Annotated in this window: 26 protein-coding genes and 1 pseudogene; 13 read left to right on the forward strand and 14 right to left on the reverse strand. The window is 56.7% G+C overall.

The features are described from left to right. The 7 genes and pseudogenes from ACQ4WP_RS26810 to ACQ4WP_RS26840 form a co-directional block, all read right to left on the reverse strand. Positions 1 to 458 (reverse strand): annotated as a pseudogene (locus ACQ4WP_RS26810) (ERF family protein); the annotation flags it as partial. A gap of 112 nt (positions 459 to 570) precedes the next feature. Further along, positions 571 to 816 carry a hypothetical protein gene (locus ACQ4WP_RS26815; protein WP_436525980.1) on the reverse strand — a complete coding sequence of 82 codons (246 nt, stop codon included), beginning with the start codon at positions 814 to 816 and terminating at the stop codon, positions 571 to 573. Beyond that, positions 813 to 947: a hypothetical protein gene (locus ACQ4WP_RS26820; protein ID WP_436525982.1), complete on the reverse strand. Its 135-nt coding sequence runs from the start codon at positions 945 to 947 to the stop codon at positions 813 to 815. The genes ACQ4WP_RS26815 and ACQ4WP_RS26820 overlap by 4 nt, the downstream gene beginning before the upstream one ends. Continuing rightward, positions 944 to 1,258: a hypothetical protein gene (locus ACQ4WP_RS26825; RefSeq protein WP_436525984.1), complete on the reverse strand. Its 315-nt coding sequence runs from the start codon at positions 1,256 to 1,258 to the stop codon at positions 944 to 946. Before ACQ4WP_RS26825 ends, ACQ4WP_RS26820 begins: the two co-directional genes overlap by 4 nt. 192 nt (positions 1,259 to 1,450) lie before the next feature. Then, on the reverse strand, positions 1,451 to 1,648 hold the full coding sequence (locus ACQ4WP_RS26830) for a hypothetical protein (RefSeq protein WP_436525986.1): 198 nt from the start codon (positions 1,646 to 1,648) through the stop codon (positions 1,451 to 1,453). Between the two features lie 144 nt (positions 1,649 to 1,792). Further along, positions 1,793 to 2,152 carry a hypothetical protein gene (locus ACQ4WP_RS26835; RefSeq protein ID WP_436525988.1) on the reverse strand — a complete coding sequence of 120 codons (360 nt, stop codon included), beginning with the start codon at positions 2,150 to 2,152 and terminating at the stop codon, positions 1,793 to 1,795. After that, the gene (locus ACQ4WP_RS26840) at positions 2,149 to 2,481 is read right to left on the reverse strand and encodes a hypothetical protein (protein WP_436525989.1); all 333 of its coding nucleotides are present in this window, start codon (positions 2,479 to 2,481) and stop codon (positions 2,149 to 2,151) included. The genes ACQ4WP_RS26835 and ACQ4WP_RS26840 overlap by 4 nt, the downstream gene beginning before the upstream one ends. Between ACQ4WP_RS26840 and ACQ4WP_RS26845 the strand changes: the two genes are divergently transcribed. Next, the gene (locus ACQ4WP_RS26845) at positions 2,480 to 2,614 is read left to right on the forward strand and encodes a hypothetical protein (RefSeq protein ID WP_436525991.1); all 135 of its coding nucleotides are present in this window, start codon (positions 2,480 to 2,482) and stop codon (positions 2,612 to 2,614) included. The genes ACQ4WP_RS26840 and ACQ4WP_RS26845 overlap by 2 nt on opposite strands. A 153-nt stretch (positions 2,615 to 2,767) precedes the next feature. After that, complete coding sequence (locus tag ACQ4WP_RS26850) at positions 2,768 to 3,241, forward strand: HNH endonuclease (protein WP_436525993.1); 474 nt, start codon at positions 2,768 to 2,770, stop codon at positions 3,239 to 3,241. A 606-nt stretch (positions 3,242 to 3,847) separates the two neighbouring features. Here the strand turns inward: ACQ4WP_RS26850 and ACQ4WP_RS26855 are convergent. After that, the gene (locus tag ACQ4WP_RS26855; protein ID WP_436525995.1) at positions 3,848 to 4,210 is read right to left on the reverse strand and encodes a DUF2513 domain-containing protein; all 363 of its coding nucleotides are present in this window, start codon (positions 4,208 to 4,210) and stop codon (positions 3,848 to 3,850) included. A gap of 186 nt (positions 4,211 to 4,396) precedes the next feature. Between ACQ4WP_RS26855 and ACQ4WP_RS26860 the strand changes: the two genes are divergently transcribed. Beyond that, positions 4,397 to 5,125 carry a KilA-N domain-containing protein gene (locus tag ACQ4WP_RS26860; protein ID WP_436525997.1) on the forward strand — a complete coding sequence of 243 codons (729 nt, stop codon included), beginning with the start codon at positions 4,397 to 4,399 and terminating at the stop codon, positions 5,123 to 5,125. Positions 5,126 to 5,191: 66 nt separating this feature from the next. Here ACQ4WP_RS26860 and ACQ4WP_RS26865 read toward each other — a convergent pair whose 3' ends face one another. From ACQ4WP_RS26865 to ACQ4WP_RS26880, 4 genes are all read right to left on the reverse strand, one after another. Continuing rightward, positions 5,192 to 5,650 carry a hypothetical protein gene (locus ACQ4WP_RS26865; protein ID WP_436525999.1) on the reverse strand — a complete coding sequence of 153 codons (459 nt, stop codon included), beginning with the start codon at positions 5,648 to 5,650 and terminating at the stop codon, positions 5,192 to 5,194. A gap of 2 nt (positions 5,651 to 5,652) precedes the next feature. Further along, positions 5,653 to 5,970, reverse strand: a complete 318-nt coding sequence (locus ACQ4WP_RS26870; protein ID WP_436526001.1) for a hypothetical protein — start codon at positions 5,968 to 5,970, stop codon at positions 5,653 to 5,655. A gap of 236 nt (positions 5,971 to 6,206) precedes the next feature. Continuing rightward, positions 6,207 to 6,794 (reverse strand): hypothetical protein, encoded by a 588-nt coding sequence (locus ACQ4WP_RS26875; RefSeq protein WP_436526003.1) that lies wholly within the window; start codon positions 6,792 to 6,794, stop codon positions 6,207 to 6,209. Between the two features lie 603 nt (positions 6,795 to 7,397). Further along, positions 7,398 to 8,108: a LexA family protein gene (locus tag ACQ4WP_RS26880; RefSeq protein WP_436526005.1), complete on the reverse strand. Its 711-nt coding sequence runs from the start codon at positions 8,106 to 8,108 to the stop codon at positions 7,398 to 7,400. An 80-nt stretch (positions 8,109 to 8,188) separates the two neighbouring features. Between ACQ4WP_RS26880 and ACQ4WP_RS26885 the strand changes: the two genes are divergently transcribed. Together ACQ4WP_RS26885 and ACQ4WP_RS26890 are read left to right on the forward strand one after the other, a co-directional pair. Continuing rightward, the gene (locus ACQ4WP_RS26885) at positions 8,189 to 8,548 is read left to right on the forward strand and encodes a transcriptional regulator (RefSeq protein WP_436526007.1); all 360 of its coding nucleotides are present in this window, start codon (positions 8,189 to 8,191) and stop codon (positions 8,546 to 8,548) included. Beyond that, positions 8,545 to 9,174 (forward strand): hypothetical protein, encoded by a 630-nt coding sequence (locus ACQ4WP_RS26890; RefSeq protein WP_436526009.1) that lies wholly within the window; start codon positions 8,545 to 8,547, stop codon positions 9,172 to 9,174. Before ACQ4WP_RS26885 ends, ACQ4WP_RS26890 begins: the two co-directional genes overlap by 4 nt. Here the strand turns inward: ACQ4WP_RS26890 and ACQ4WP_RS26895 are convergent. Beyond that, positions 9,125 to 9,358 carry a hypothetical protein gene (locus ACQ4WP_RS26895; protein WP_436526011.1) on the reverse strand — a complete coding sequence of 78 codons (234 nt, stop codon included), beginning with the start codon at positions 9,356 to 9,358 and terminating at the stop codon, positions 9,125 to 9,127. The genes ACQ4WP_RS26890 and ACQ4WP_RS26895 overlap by 50 nt on opposite strands. A 119-nt stretch (positions 9,359 to 9,477) precedes the next feature. Between ACQ4WP_RS26895 and ACQ4WP_RS26900 the strand changes: the two genes are divergently transcribed. The 7 genes from ACQ4WP_RS26900 to ACQ4WP_RS26930 all read left to right on the forward strand — a co-directional run bounded on the left by ACQ4WP_RS26900 (position 9,478) and on the right by ACQ4WP_RS26930 (position 12,052). Further along, entirely contained in the window at positions 9,478 to 9,741 is a 264-nt protein-coding gene (locus tag ACQ4WP_RS26900) for a hypothetical protein (RefSeq protein ID WP_436526013.1), read from the forward strand. Positions 9,742 to 9,835: 94 nt separating this feature from the next. Further along, positions 9,836 to 10,021, forward strand: coding sequence for a hypothetical protein (locus tag ACQ4WP_RS26905; RefSeq protein ID WP_436526015.1), 186 nt, complete (start codon positions 9,836 to 9,838; stop codon positions 10,019 to 10,021). 76 nt (positions 10,022 to 10,097) lie between these two features. Beyond that, entirely contained in the window at positions 10,098 to 10,364 is a 267-nt protein-coding gene (locus ACQ4WP_RS26910; RefSeq protein WP_436526017.1) for a hypothetical protein, read from the forward strand. Then, positions 10,361 to 10,525: a hypothetical protein gene (locus ACQ4WP_RS26915; protein ID WP_436526019.1), complete on the forward strand. Its 165-nt coding sequence runs from the start codon at positions 10,361 to 10,363 to the stop codon at positions 10,523 to 10,525. Before ACQ4WP_RS26910 ends, ACQ4WP_RS26915 begins: the two co-directional genes overlap by 4 nt. Positions 10,526 to 10,611: 86 nt before the next feature. After that, the gene (locus ACQ4WP_RS26920; protein ID WP_436526021.1) at positions 10,612 to 11,274 is read left to right on the forward strand and encodes a phage antirepressor KilAC domain-containing protein; all 663 of its coding nucleotides are present in this window, start codon (positions 10,612 to 10,614) and stop codon (positions 11,272 to 11,274) included. Continuing rightward, the gene (locus ACQ4WP_RS26925) at positions 11,271 to 11,582 is read left to right on the forward strand and encodes a hypothetical protein (protein WP_436526023.1); all 312 of its coding nucleotides are present in this window, start codon (positions 11,271 to 11,273) and stop codon (positions 11,580 to 11,582) included. Before ACQ4WP_RS26920 ends, ACQ4WP_RS26925 begins: the two co-directional genes overlap by 4 nt. After that, positions 11,579 to 12,052: an ArsR family transcriptional regulator gene (locus ACQ4WP_RS26930; RefSeq protein WP_436526024.1), complete on the forward strand. Its 474-nt coding sequence runs from the start codon at positions 11,579 to 11,581 to the stop codon at positions 12,050 to 12,052. Before ACQ4WP_RS26925 ends, ACQ4WP_RS26930 begins: the two co-directional genes overlap by 4 nt. Positions 12,053 to 12,149: 97 nt before the next feature. On the opposite strand, the gene ACQ4WP_RS26935 is transcribed toward ACQ4WP_RS26930, so the two are convergent. Continuing rightward, positions 12,150 to 12,380 (reverse strand): hypothetical protein, encoded by a 231-nt coding sequence (locus tag ACQ4WP_RS26935; RefSeq protein ID WP_436526026.1) that lies wholly within the window; start codon positions 12,378 to 12,380, stop codon positions 12,150 to 12,152. Positions 12,381 to 12,413: 33 nt separating this feature from the next. Between ACQ4WP_RS26935 and ACQ4WP_RS26940 the strand changes: the two genes are divergently transcribed. After that, complete coding sequence (locus ACQ4WP_RS26940; protein WP_436526028.1) at positions 12,414 to 12,839, forward strand: hypothetical protein; 426 nt, start codon at positions 12,414 to 12,416, stop codon at positions 12,837 to 12,839.

Genomic DNA, 12,839 nt, shown 5'->3' on the forward strand with positions numbered 1-12,839 from the left:
ATCGTGGTCGATTTGCTATGGCCCATGACATGCGTCAGGGAGCAGCTGACGATGATCATGCCGCTGGCCGGCTGCTGCGTGTCCCAGTCGTGACTGATGCCGCAGCGAGCCAGCGCCGCAATGACCACTTCGCAGATAGCGCCCAGCGTCGCGTGGCTATACGACGTGCCCTTGAGGCTGACATCCTTATCCTTGAGGATGGTTGGCGCATTCTTTTTGAACTCGGCCATCGCGGCAACGAACGCCATGCGTGCCTTGTTGGCGTTGTCGCGCTCCTGCAGTTCCATCAGCTTTTCCAGGCGGTCCAGATCAGCGCCGCTGTCCAGCGCATAGCGCAGCAAGTCAGCAGGGCCAACAGTATTCAGGCTCTGCCGCTGGGGCGCTACGGCCGAAAGCTCTCCTTGCTCGTGTTGCGCCATCTGCATGGCGGTGCGGCTTTCTTGCGTAACTGCGTTCATGACTTTTTCCTTGTTGGTTTTATGATTTCTGCCTTCAACAGCGCCAGGCGGACGGCGTAGACGATGGCGTGGCCGGCATGCCAGGTGCGTAGGGCCTGGCTGGCCACGTCGATCACGGCTTGGCTGACGACGTCCACTGTGCCTTCCTGTGGGCGCGGCCCAGTCGCTGCACACGCGCGGCGGATGCGTCGAGGGCCACCATGGCTTTAATCTTTGCGCCGATCAGCACCTTGCGTTCTTCTTCAATGACAACCAGCTCGTTGCGCACGCTGGCCAGGCGCAGCTTGTTCATGCAGTGCCGGAAGCGAGCCCAGTGGTAGCGGTGGGCGGCCAGCATGCGGCGGAAGAGGGCGATCAAGGTTGCACCAACACGGTGATGCTCATCGGCTCATCTTCTGGCAGCGCAGCGAGGGTGGCGTCAGGGCTGCCGGTGCCGGCGTAGGTGTGCAAGCTGCCGGTGGCGGTGCAGGTGGTGATGATGTAGCTCATGCTGCACCTGCTGCATGCATTGCTGCAGCGATACCAGCGTCTTCGCCGACCACGTAGCGGCCAGTTGTGCGGCCGCAGAACGGGCAGTGGCTGGCGACGCACGGCATTTCCTTGCCCTTGGCGCTGGTAAAGCCCTTGCCCGTGCCACGGATGCGGAACGGGATGTTGATCGTGCTGAGCAGCCCCATGTCGTCCGTCATGGCAAAGCCGGTGGCTTGGCATTCGACTTTGATGTCGCTGCCGGCCTTGGCCACGATGAATGGTGAGCTGGCCAGGTTCGTTTCGATTCTTTTGACGCAGTCGCAATTCATTGTTCTGCTCCTTTGGTTAATTGGCTGTTGACGACCCGGTCAATCCGTCGGGCGTGTGATTCCTGCGGCTGGTGGGCCGCCAACAAGGGAGGCGTTTGGTCAGACGGCGGGATTTGCTTTCGGCTCGGCCCCGCTTGCATAGTGCAAACGCCTCTCTTGTTGGCCGCCGGTTACGCCGGCGAGACGGGCAAATCAGGCGAATGGCGAGTTGCGAGCGGTCTTTGCCGTGGCCGCTTTGTGGAACAGCGCGATGCCCAGCTTGCGCACGTGCGAACGAATGCTTGCCACGCCGGTGGCGATGGCGGCCGACTTCGATTGAGCGCTTGGCCCTGCTCCGGTTGCGCGGCGAATCGAGCGAGCGGTGCCGCGAGGGATTTTCATTTGTTTCATGTGTTACTCCTTGGTGGTGAGTGGGATGCCGCTATCGGCGGCAAGTCGGCACCTAACGCAGTGCGAGCGGGCCATGCTGGGCTCCAGGGGAATTTATCCGGCCTTCCGGGCCTGTCCCGCCATGACTGCGGCGGCGGGCAGCCGCTAAATCTGCAATTTCTCCAGCGCCGCGACTTGCGCGCGGGTCTTGGCCTGGCAGTTCGCCGGGTCATCACGCGCCAGCCGCGCAGCGTCGGCCAGCTCGCGCTCGGCAGCCTGGTCGGCGTCGGCTTGCATGACGGCGAGCAGGATGTCGGTGAAGGCAAGGCCGGTGATGACAGCATCACCATTGAGCGCGGTGCGCACCAGGGTCGGCAGGTCGGCCGAATCCGCTAGATAGTTGAGCAGCGAATTGCAGGCATCGGTCGTGGCGCGCTTGTCGCCGGCCCGAATCGCGCTGCGCTGCGCCGAAAAGCTGGACGAGGCAACCGCAACCACGGAAGGGAAGGCGTCACGGGCGCTCACGGCGCACCTGCTGCGATCAGTGCGTCGATCATCAAGCCGGCGGCAGCATTCATCCGGTCGCTCGGTTCATCGAGCTCGCCGAGTGCGCCCATGAACTCAGCAACCGCAGCGACAAACAGGTCATGCGAATTCACCGCGGTAACGATGCGCACCTGCAGCTCGTTTGCGGCGCTGATGCCGATGGAGCCGGAGAATATTTCCGCGACCGTGACGTCATCGGCGCTGACGATGAAACGATGGTCGGCGCTGCGCAGTGGCAGCAGGTCGGCCAGCGTTTGCGAGGCGGGCATGCGGGCGACGATCGGCAGGGTGGTGAGTGAGGTTGCCATGGCCATCAACCCAGCTTCGCCGGAACCGACGGCGCCGAGAAATCGAACGCTGGCGCTTTTTCTCTGGTGGCTGCTTCAAGTGCTTGAAATTCTTTTGATGACATGGTTCGCTCCGGTGGTTGCTGTTCGATGACTGAATTAAACCACAGGTTGAATACGACGGTCAACCACAAGTTGAATTATTGTGAGATAATTTTGTGGTCGCCTCAAAAACGACCGGAAGCCCGGACAAAATCTCGCCGGGCTGTGCGTCCGTCGATGGATAGCAAAAACAAGGCAAGGCAACATGGAAGAACTAAAAGACGTTTTGACCTACGACCCATCCAGCGGCGATCTTCGGTGGAAAATTTTTTGCGGCGGAGAGCGGCCGGGCGCCATTGCCGGGACTATGGATGGTGGCTATCGGAAAGTGGGGTATCAAGGCAAGCGATACCTCGCCCACCGGGTTGCATGGTTCCTGCACTTCGGAGTCGAGCCGATCGGACAGGTAGATCACATGGATGGCAACCCGTCAAACAACGTGATTACCAATCTTAGACTTGCGACACATTCGGAAAATCAGCAAAACCAACGTGCACCCTCATCAAGGAACACAAGCGGCTTTCTCGGCGTCCAGTTTTCCAAGGCGAGACGTAAATTTGTTGCAAAGATAGGCATTGATGGTAAGCAAATTTTCATAGGGCGTTTTGATACTGCCGAGGAGGCATATCAGGCCTACCTTGCCAAGAAACGTTTATTGCACCCATTCTGCACGATATAAAAAATGAAATAGAAGCAATAAATGTAGGGACGCTACGCAGTACCCAGGGTATTAACGCGAAACGGGCGTAGTGGAAGTGCCGCAAGAAGGACGACAGGCGGCGACGGTGGGTGATAGTGGGGAGAGTCGAGTCGGGGACCGGAAGCGGTCAAAGTCTCCCCTATGCGCAGTGTCCGAAGTCGAAGAGGGGCATTTAGCGTTCTCACGGAGGCCAAGCTTTATCGCTTGGCTACTGGGAGAGTGCTGCTCAGGAACCGAGCCTCCAAGGGCATGGACTTCAAAACAGTAGCTTTAGAACTTGGAACTGCAAGATCAAGAGCTTACTTCAAGAGCAAGATAATGATTTTTGAGTACCTTTTACAGAGGAAAACATAGTGGAAAATAAATCGACCCCGACCGGGCAAAAAAAATCCCCGACTGGCGGGCTGACGGCGTTACTCCAGGCCCTGCCGACCGGGGCAGTAGATGACGAGCTGCGTGCGCTGGTAGAGTCATGGCGAGCCAGCGCACGCGCACGTTACGCTTGCGCAGATCGGACGGACGACCCTAAAGGGAAGCATGTCATGAATAGCACGGCGATGGTCCTTTTCAATTGCTCCCAAGAGCTTACGGCAGTCCTAGATGGCGCTTCCCCTCAAGCACAGCCCAATCCTTGAGAACACTAAAGGCGACCCCACCGACTGGCGCGATGACATTCTTCTTCGCCTTCTCCCATAAAGTTGGGTCCTTTATGGAGTCAATAAAATCATGGCCATCCCAAGTCAGGCCGATCGGGAATGCATGCTTCGGACCGCTCATCTGATCATGTACAGTGCCCTCTAGGAGCCCAGCCTCGATGAGTAGGGCCATGTGAGCGTTAATGATTGCTGGCTCGTAGTCGGCGTGCGTGAAGTACAGCGGGATGTTGCCGGGCGGTCGCCCTTCAAACTCCAGCAAAATTATTCGTATGAGGTCGAAGTCTCGTTTCATTTTAGCTTTCGTAGTTAATGGGCGCGCCCGACGCCGGGAAGCAGTAGGGCGCGCTTCATTGTAGTGAAATTAACAAGTTGAAATGTCACCAAAAGTATCAATGGCCGGCCGCGAAGTGTGGCGACCTTCCGCAACACTGTTATTCTTGAGTGTCCAATCGTATTGCCCAACCACCAGGAGGAAGTGATGAATGATCGCGTATCCGAAGAACTGCTTGCTGAGGCGGCAGGGCGCCACGCGGCGCGCATCAGTGGCGTCACCAGCATCGTCAAGGCCGAGTACAACGGTTTCCAGTTCACCTTCCAGGACAACGGATGGTTCAACGCCACGGCGGCAGCCAAGCGGTATGGGAAACGCCCTAATGACTGGCTCGCGCTGCCGGAAACCGAGCGATACATTCTAGCCAGGTGCGAACACCTCAAAGTGGGGAAATCTCACTTTGTAAAAACCAGCCGCGGGGGCAATACCAGAGAATCTGGTTTTGCTGGGACGTGGCTTCATCCGAAGTTGGCGGTGATCTTCGCGCGCTGGCTTGATGTCGATTTTGAAATTTGGTGCGATGAGCAGATTGATCTCTTGCTGCGCGGTGATCCGCTGGATGAAGGTGAGGCCGACGAGCTGACCACTGTGCGCGACCGCCTGCCTCTGCTTGAGGTGGCTCATCATGTTTTCACCCGCACCGGGATTTTCTACCCTCAAACCTACGCCGCGATCAATGCGGCGGCCGGCTCGGAAAACTACCGCACGATGAAAAAAGGACAGGCCGCGCGCGTCTTGCCGCAAGCCTTGCGCATCAACACCGGAACCGACACGCAGGAAGACTGGGAGCGGCTGCACGTGAGCAAGCGCGAGCTTTCGGGCGACACCCAAATGGAACTCGGTTTCAGCGACCTGGGCCTGAGCATTCTCGCGTAGAGCGTCGCACCAATGGCGCGCTGGCGGCGCCAGGCGTAAAAAAACCCGCGCGCGGCGGGCTGGTGCTTACGGCTTGGCTGCAGGCGCCGGTGGCGCTGCGGCAGGCGGAGCTGGCTGGGCATAAATGACGATGGGTTGAGGCTGCGCTGGCGGCGCGGCCGGTGCTTTCGGCACGGCGTTGTTCAAGACGAAGGTCATGACAGTAATGGCCACTGCCGCCATTGCAATAGCAGTCCCAACCACCCACTTTACAAGCTCGGCGGTTCCTTTGTGCATATCGGTCCGTAGTTCGGCGAACTTCGTATCCATTTTTGACTCGATCGATGCCAGGCGCCCGTCGATCCTCGCCTCAAGCGCTTCAAGTCGACCGTCCGCTTTTGCGGCGGCAGCCTCCAGTTTGGCGTTTATGTAGTCTTTTTCAGTTGGTGCGCTCATCTGCTCATCATATGGCTGTTCACTCTCAATGACAATAGGCGTTCCGTTATTGGTGTTTGAGTTCCATGGCCCGATTCTGACATTTTCCAAGATTACAGCCCCTTTTCATTTCTTGCTAGCCATTCATAAATTCGCTCAACACCGAAGTGCCTTTGATAGCCGCAACTTGTACACTCAGTCGCTATACTCATATATATGATGTTCGGTATTAGACGAAGCGCTGGCATGGCCTCTTGCGCAATTTCTTGCACGCCAAATATTCGGACATGAGTGCCGTCCTCTACGGTAAGAATAGAAGGAGTTTCTCGCTCGCAAGAGGTGCACTTTGGCGTGATACCCACCGCACTTAGGTAGGCGGCGACATCGTCAAACTTCAACTTCTGCGCGACTTTTTCGATCCGTTCGGACATATCACTCTTTCAATTTACGTGAATTCACTTATCGCGAGCTTGGCACACCAGCCGCACACCCGCCGCCGCAAGCGATTCCATGAGCCTGTCTTTGTGGTGGGAACCTAGTTCGTGAGCTTGATGCCGTAATCAGGTGAGGCAATGTACGGCGTCAGCGCCAGACCGGTGTCTCGCATGATGCGTGGCTGGTGCTAGACGGAAAAATACCTGCGCGCGGTGGGTAGGCGTTTAATGCTCTACGCTTTACAATTTGCCCGAATGTAATCTACAGCCTCTTTGAATCCGCTCAAATCTATATCTTCCACCAAAATAGAGTTTAGGATGGTATGTACCTGCAATCGAACTCTGGCCCCAGAATAGATGCGTTGAAAACTCGGTTGAAGAATAATTGCACTCAAATCTTTCTCTGTACTTGTTGCCAACTGCAGTGAGTCTGGAGGGGAATCATCGACTCGTAAAGTGTAAGCCTTGACTCCGCCTCGACCTCGATACGAGACGTAAAAATTATCTTCGGTTCCTTGAATCGTCCAAGCATTTTTATATATCGCAGTACAAGATTTTTTATCCGTCATTGCATCCATGTCTTGAATGACGTGCCATGACTTCGCCTTAAATACTTCATTTTTTCCAGGTTTGAGTTTCGCAGGTGGTTCCGGCGTTTCTGGCGCCTTTTCTACTACAACATCCACCTTTGCGGTATTTTTTGACGCCTTATCAAAGCAGGTTAGACGCTGCTTGTCTTGTCTTATTGTCGTGCAATCGGTTTGAGCAAAGGCAAATGAGGTCGAAGCAAGTAGTGAAATCGTTAAGATTGATTTTTTCATTGAATTTTCTTATCTATTTTGACTGCGAATAAAGGCATTAGCATGCAGCATTATATGAAATATTGACAACAGGAAATCTAGCGAATTGTCACTTTCCAGCAGTTCGCGCACCATAAGCTTGGGATCGGCGATGCGATTGCGAGGCGCCTAAGCTCCAGTTGGCAGCGGCTCATTAGGCGAGTTCTTCAACGGTGCCGGCGAGGGCGGTTTGGGCATTTTTGAGCAATCGGGCCACCCTCCGAATTTGCGCGTATAAATATCCGACGCCTTCGCCATTGCAGATGTGCATTCGTTCCGCTTATCTATCATACGTTGCGTAAGCGCAATCCTTAATCTAGGGTCCGCGCCTTCGGTCGCAGCTTTTGTCGATTCGGTTACAAAATCCATTCCTTCCTTCTGGCTGCAATAGAGTGACTCCAGTTGAGTCTTCTTCATGGAGTTTATCTCCGAAAATTCCATTTGGTCGCAATCAAATCCCCTAGTGGAAAACTTCAAAGTTTTGGTGGGCTGACCATATGCTGAGCACATTATCGCGCAGCCTCCAAGGATTATCCCTATCAACGATGCTTTGGTATTTCTCATGAGAGTCCTTTCGAGTGGAGTTTAGCGCCTGCGGGTCTTCCTGCGAAGCTCTGCCATAACACCGATAATAGTTAAAGGCGTCTCATCGCTGCGCACGGTCGGATAATTATCGTTGATAGGGAGCAGCTCAAAAATATCGTTGCCATCCGGATTGGAGCCACGGAGCCGATATTTCTTGAAAGTCGCTTCCTGTTTGCCATTTTTGGCAGCAACACAATCTCCTGGCCGTGGCTCCCATTCCGGTTCGATGATTACCACGTCGCCTGGTTTGTAGTCGGGCATCATTGAGTCCCCCTCGATCTCAAGTCCGAACGCCCATTGAGAATAGCTATCATCCACGTAGATCGTGGTGTAGCCGTCTCCCGGGGAGTAGGGCATGGTGATTTCTTTCATTGCGCCAGCCTGGATGGCAGAAATCACCGGGATCGCCCGCGTTCCCAGCGGGACTGGCTTGGCATTCTGGTCGAATCCTTTCTCATGTGCCGGGAGTGAGCGCGATTGCCCAGCAGCGTTCACCGTCGGAATTAAATCATCGCCCTCACCAAGAAGTAGCTCATCAACACTGCAAGATAAGGCCTGAGCGACCAGCACTGCATTTTCACGCGAAATTTTCCCCGTCTTAATCCATTTCGAGACCGCGTTGTGGGAAACGTTCGCCCGCTCGGCAAGCCACCCCTGGGTTTTTCTCAGCGCGGAGAGCCTTGATTTTATTGTTTGTCCTAGTGCATTCATTTTTCAATCATCGGTTGAATATGGTTGAAGATCAACCAACCTAGGGTTGAATTAAATTTCAACCTGTGGTTTAATTGAGTATGGATGCCAAAAAACCCACCCCAATTGAGCGCGCAGTGCAGATAGCTGGCGGCGCAATCCCTTTAGCTGACGCCTGCGGTGTCAGCTTTCAGGCTGTCTATAAGTGGATCAAGAAGGGCCACCCCCCTACGGAGCGATGCGCAAGCGTTGAAGCTGCCGTCGGTGGCGCCGTTACGCGCTTTGAGTTGCTGCCTCCAACATTCGGGGAGCAAAAGCGCCGACAAGCCCGTCGCGCCACCGACTCCGCCCCCAACCCCGGTCACGCCGGCCGCCAGCCCCCATCCCCAGCCAACATCTTCGACACGGTGCCGGAGCATTGCGTTGTCGGCATACCTGCAAGCACAAAGGAGTCCACATGAGCAACAAATCCATAATCCACGCTGCACTGACCAAATTGGCGTCCGCAGCGATCAATTTCGCGCCAGCCGCCGACGGCCCGGCGCTGCTGGTGTTGCACAACGCAGTCGCCGACGCCGTGCGCTCCATGCCTGATGCGCTGGCAATGGCGAATCTGCGCGATGTAGGCGCGCCGCTCATCAAATCCGATGGCATGACATACCGCGAGATCGCTGCCGAGCGCGACCGCCTGCTCGCCGAGTGCAAGGAAGCGCGCACCAACATCGCCAAGCTGACGGAGCAAATCGCAATGTTCCGCGCCTTCGAATCGGCCGTGAAATTCGCAATCGATGTCCTGGCTGCCACCGACACGCCGACGTTGATCCTGGTCGAACTGCGCAAGCACACCGAGCTGCTGACCGCGCTTTGCCAGCACCAGGATGACGCAATGGCGCGGCAAGATCGTGGTGTCGACATTTTTTCGCCGCGCCGCATCGAGAGTCCAGCCGTAAGTCTCGACGTAGAGTTGCCGCAAAAAGTTCTAAGCATGATGACTGAAATTAATGCATGCCAGAAAGAAATGCAGCGCTTTTTCGAGGCTACGTTGAAAGACTTTGAATTTCGTCGATCTGCAGCGCTGCATTCCTGATGTTCTTGTGGGCGCGCGGAACAAATGAAGAAATTGGATTTTCCGCATCCCAGTTCTTCAGTCGCGCGTCTCTCGACTCAAGGTCGTCCTCGATCAAGAGGACAAATTGTTGCCTCTCCGAGTTTGCAATTTTTTCCGCAAGCTCTAGAACTTTGGCCGCCAAGATCATTTTTTGATACTCCATGGGGAATTCCTTCAAATTGTTGTTGTGGAGATAGCAATGTAGCACGAGGGAATTTCCCGCCCATTTTGTTGTAGCACCCGCACCACCGAAGTCCTGTAACCCGACCAATAGGAAAAATTATGAAAACTACCCGCGACATCGTAGTGAAAACCCGCTTCAACGCCGATGAATACGTTTCGTTTGCCGCCAAGTGCCTCGCCGCTGATATCCCGCAAAGCAAAGTGCTGCGCGACTTGGCTATTCCGTGGCAGGGCATCGACAAGGCAAAGGATATCCGGCCCATCGTGATTATTCAAAGGCCCGTCAAGGGCCCGCGCAAGACCCACTTCCCGGGTCCGCAGATTAATCACGGCGTATCGCCGCACCGATCGGCGTTGTTTTAAAGGGTTCCGCGTGGCGCGCTCGACGCCGGCCAGGTGGGTCGGCTAAACCGGAAAACGCAGGAGGGCTGATGCAGCCGCAGAACGGAAGTGACCCATGACCGCGACCGCAGATGAACAAAAAATCATCCAGCGGGCGCGGCGATGGGATGAAACAAGAAAGGCGAAAGCCTGCGCAGCGAAGAGTATTTCGCCGCGCGAAAAGAAGCGGCTTGACGACGCACACTGGGAAGCCGGTAACGATTTGAGTGAGGCGATTGAAAAGGCTCGCGCACCGCCATGACGAGCGTGCGCCCGACAGCTACAGCATCACACGGCCGGACTCGGCCACTTTATTCACCATCAATTAGGAACATGACATGACGCAAACACCAGCCACATCGCCATACAGCACGCTCAGCAACCACGCTGGCAACATCAAGTTGCTCGACGCCGTGATGGCGAAATTGCACTTGAAGAATGACGCCGCCCTGTCGCGCGCGCTCGAAGTGGCGCCGCCAGTTGTATCGAAGATCCGCCACGGCCGCCTGCCTATCGGCGCTTCGTTGCTGATCCGCATGCACGAAGTGTCCGACATGGCAATTGGCGAACTCAAGCGCATCGCGCGCGACGAGGTGGCAGCTTGACCTGGGCGACGATGCAGCCGGAAGGTGGCGTGCCGACGCAGGCCGAGCAGGGCGCCCAGCATCAAGAGCACGTCGAGCGTGAAATGCCGGTCGACCCCGGCCACGTGCGGACGCACCAGCACTACGAAGCAATGCTGCAGGAACTGCTGGGCCAGAAATGAAAAAAGCCCACTTCGCAGGTGGGCTTCTGTAAAACTTTACGTGAGGAAACACGATGGAAATGATTATACCACCAGGCGGTTTGCTGATGACTAGCGTCGAAATTGCAGCGTTGACCAGCAAACGTCACGACCAGGTGCTGCGCACGGCCCGCGACTTGGCTGCGCAGGGCATAACACAATCTGTGGAATGCCAGTACCGCGCCACAGTTGGCGGCCGCGAGTATCCAATGCACCAGCTGACCAAGCGCGATTCCCTCGTCCTGGTTGCGCGCCTGTCGCCGGAGTTCACTGGCCGCATCGTAGATCGCTGGATGGAATTGGAAGCGGTTATCGCGGTGCCAGCCATCAAGACGCCTGCAACTTTCAGCGCCGCGCTGCGCCTGGCCGCCGAGCAGGCCGAGATCATCGAAGAGCAAGCAGCCAAGATCACCAGTGATGCGCCAAAGGTTTTGTTTGCCGAGACAATCCGCGCCATCGATGGCGTGTGCCACATCGACAAGGTCGGCAAGATGATCGGCATCGGCCGCACCAAGCTGTTCAAGCGCCTGCGCGAGGATCATATCCTGATCGAGGGTAGCCGCATGCCGTATCAGAAATACATCGACAAGGGCTATTTCACCGTCATCGAAGGAAATCCGTACAAGGATAGCAAGGGCGTCGAGCATCCGACGTTCACCGCCATGGTAACCGGCGCCGGCCAGGTCTTCCTGGTTCGCAAGTATGCAAAAGTCGGGGGCGCTGAATCGTGAATGCTCAAGCAAATAAAGCAGCGGCAGAGCCGAGTGTCGCGCGTCTGATCGTATTGGCGAACATAGGCGAATTGACGCTGGCACATCACTGCGCATCGATCGCAACCGGCGCCGCAAAGTCGATTTACCACCAAGCCATCAAGGCATACGAAAGTGGCGAGGGTCGAATTCACCCGGGCGGGCCAGGCTGGGATGAGCTGAAGGCGGAAACTGCTACCGAATACGCTGCATACCAGGCCGCGAAGCGCGCCGCGAGCAAGATCAAGGGGCGCTTGGACAATGCCTGCCGCAAGGCGGTGCAACCATGACCACCTCATCCATGCGCACGCGCTGCACCAGCATGACCGAGCAGCGCACCGCCAACCTCAAAAGCCTGATCGCGGAACTCGCCACACGCGAAATGCAGATCGACGATATCTGCGAGCATCTGAAAATGTCGCCATCCGGCGGTCGCAAGTACATCGCTGACCTGCGCGCCGCTGGCGTGATGTTGCTGGCGCGCCACGTCGACGCCACTGCGACGTACGCGGGCAAGGCCTGCTACGGCCTGGCGAGCGACCCGCTGCTTGTGAGCGAGTTCCTGAGGCAGATCGAGCAACACAAGTACCAGCCGCGCATTCCGGCGCTGCCAGCGCGCGCGTTGCCTGCGGTGCCGGGACGCCACTTCCATATCATGGCCGACGATACCCACTACGCCATCCGCATCAACCGCTACCCGGCGACGCGCGATCCGCTTGTGGCGGCACTGTTCGGGCCGGCTGCGGAGGTGCGTCTATGAAGCGTGGCGTTTTCACCATGTCCCTCGATCTGGGCACAGAGTTGATTATCGACAACTTCGCCCATGAGCGCGAGATTGCGAGAGCGGCATGAATCTATCAGGCCTCCGGGCCCAACCATCGATTTACCCAGCGCTTGCCCGCTTCTTGGCCGCAAGTGAGGGCCTCTTTACGAGTTGGCGAAGGAAGCGCGTTGGGAATACGAATAATCGCGCCACCGAAGTTCGGCTGCACGCCTACGACGCTCAAAAACATCGGCTTGCCGTCAATTTTGACTTCGTGAACATCGGACAGGATTACAAAAGATCGATGCGGGATGCTATCAATCATTTCGACCTCGAATTATTAAAAGGACATCGTAACATGATCACCAACCCCGCCCAAATTACCCGCCACCACTTGGCGAACCAAACCGCGCCCGCCTATTCGCTGATCCGCAAGGTCTGCGCCTGCGGCAAGGCCAGTACCGCCAAGCAACTGGCTCAGCACGGAAAATGTGCAGCATGCGCGCTGGCGGCCGTGCGCGACGCGATCATGCCTGGCGACTTCGCCAAGCTGCGGCACATGCTGGGCGCCGTGAAGGGCAAGCCGAAGTATTACTGGGGCTTGCGCAATTACTTTGCCGCCGGCAGCGGCCAGCAGCACGAGGCCATGCAGCGCCTGGTAGCTGCGGGCCTGGCCACGGCTGGTCGCGTGGCCGGTGACATGACCTACTTCCACGCTACGCGCCTGGGCTGCAAGGCCGCTGGCCTCGATGCCGCTGGCATCAAGCGCGCGATGGAGGATTGA

The sequence above is a fragment of the Janthinobacterium lyxosi genome (assembly GCF_051380665.1).
Classification (GTDB): Bacteria; Pseudomonadota; Gammaproteobacteria; order Burkholderiales; family Burkholderiaceae_D; genus Janthinobacterium.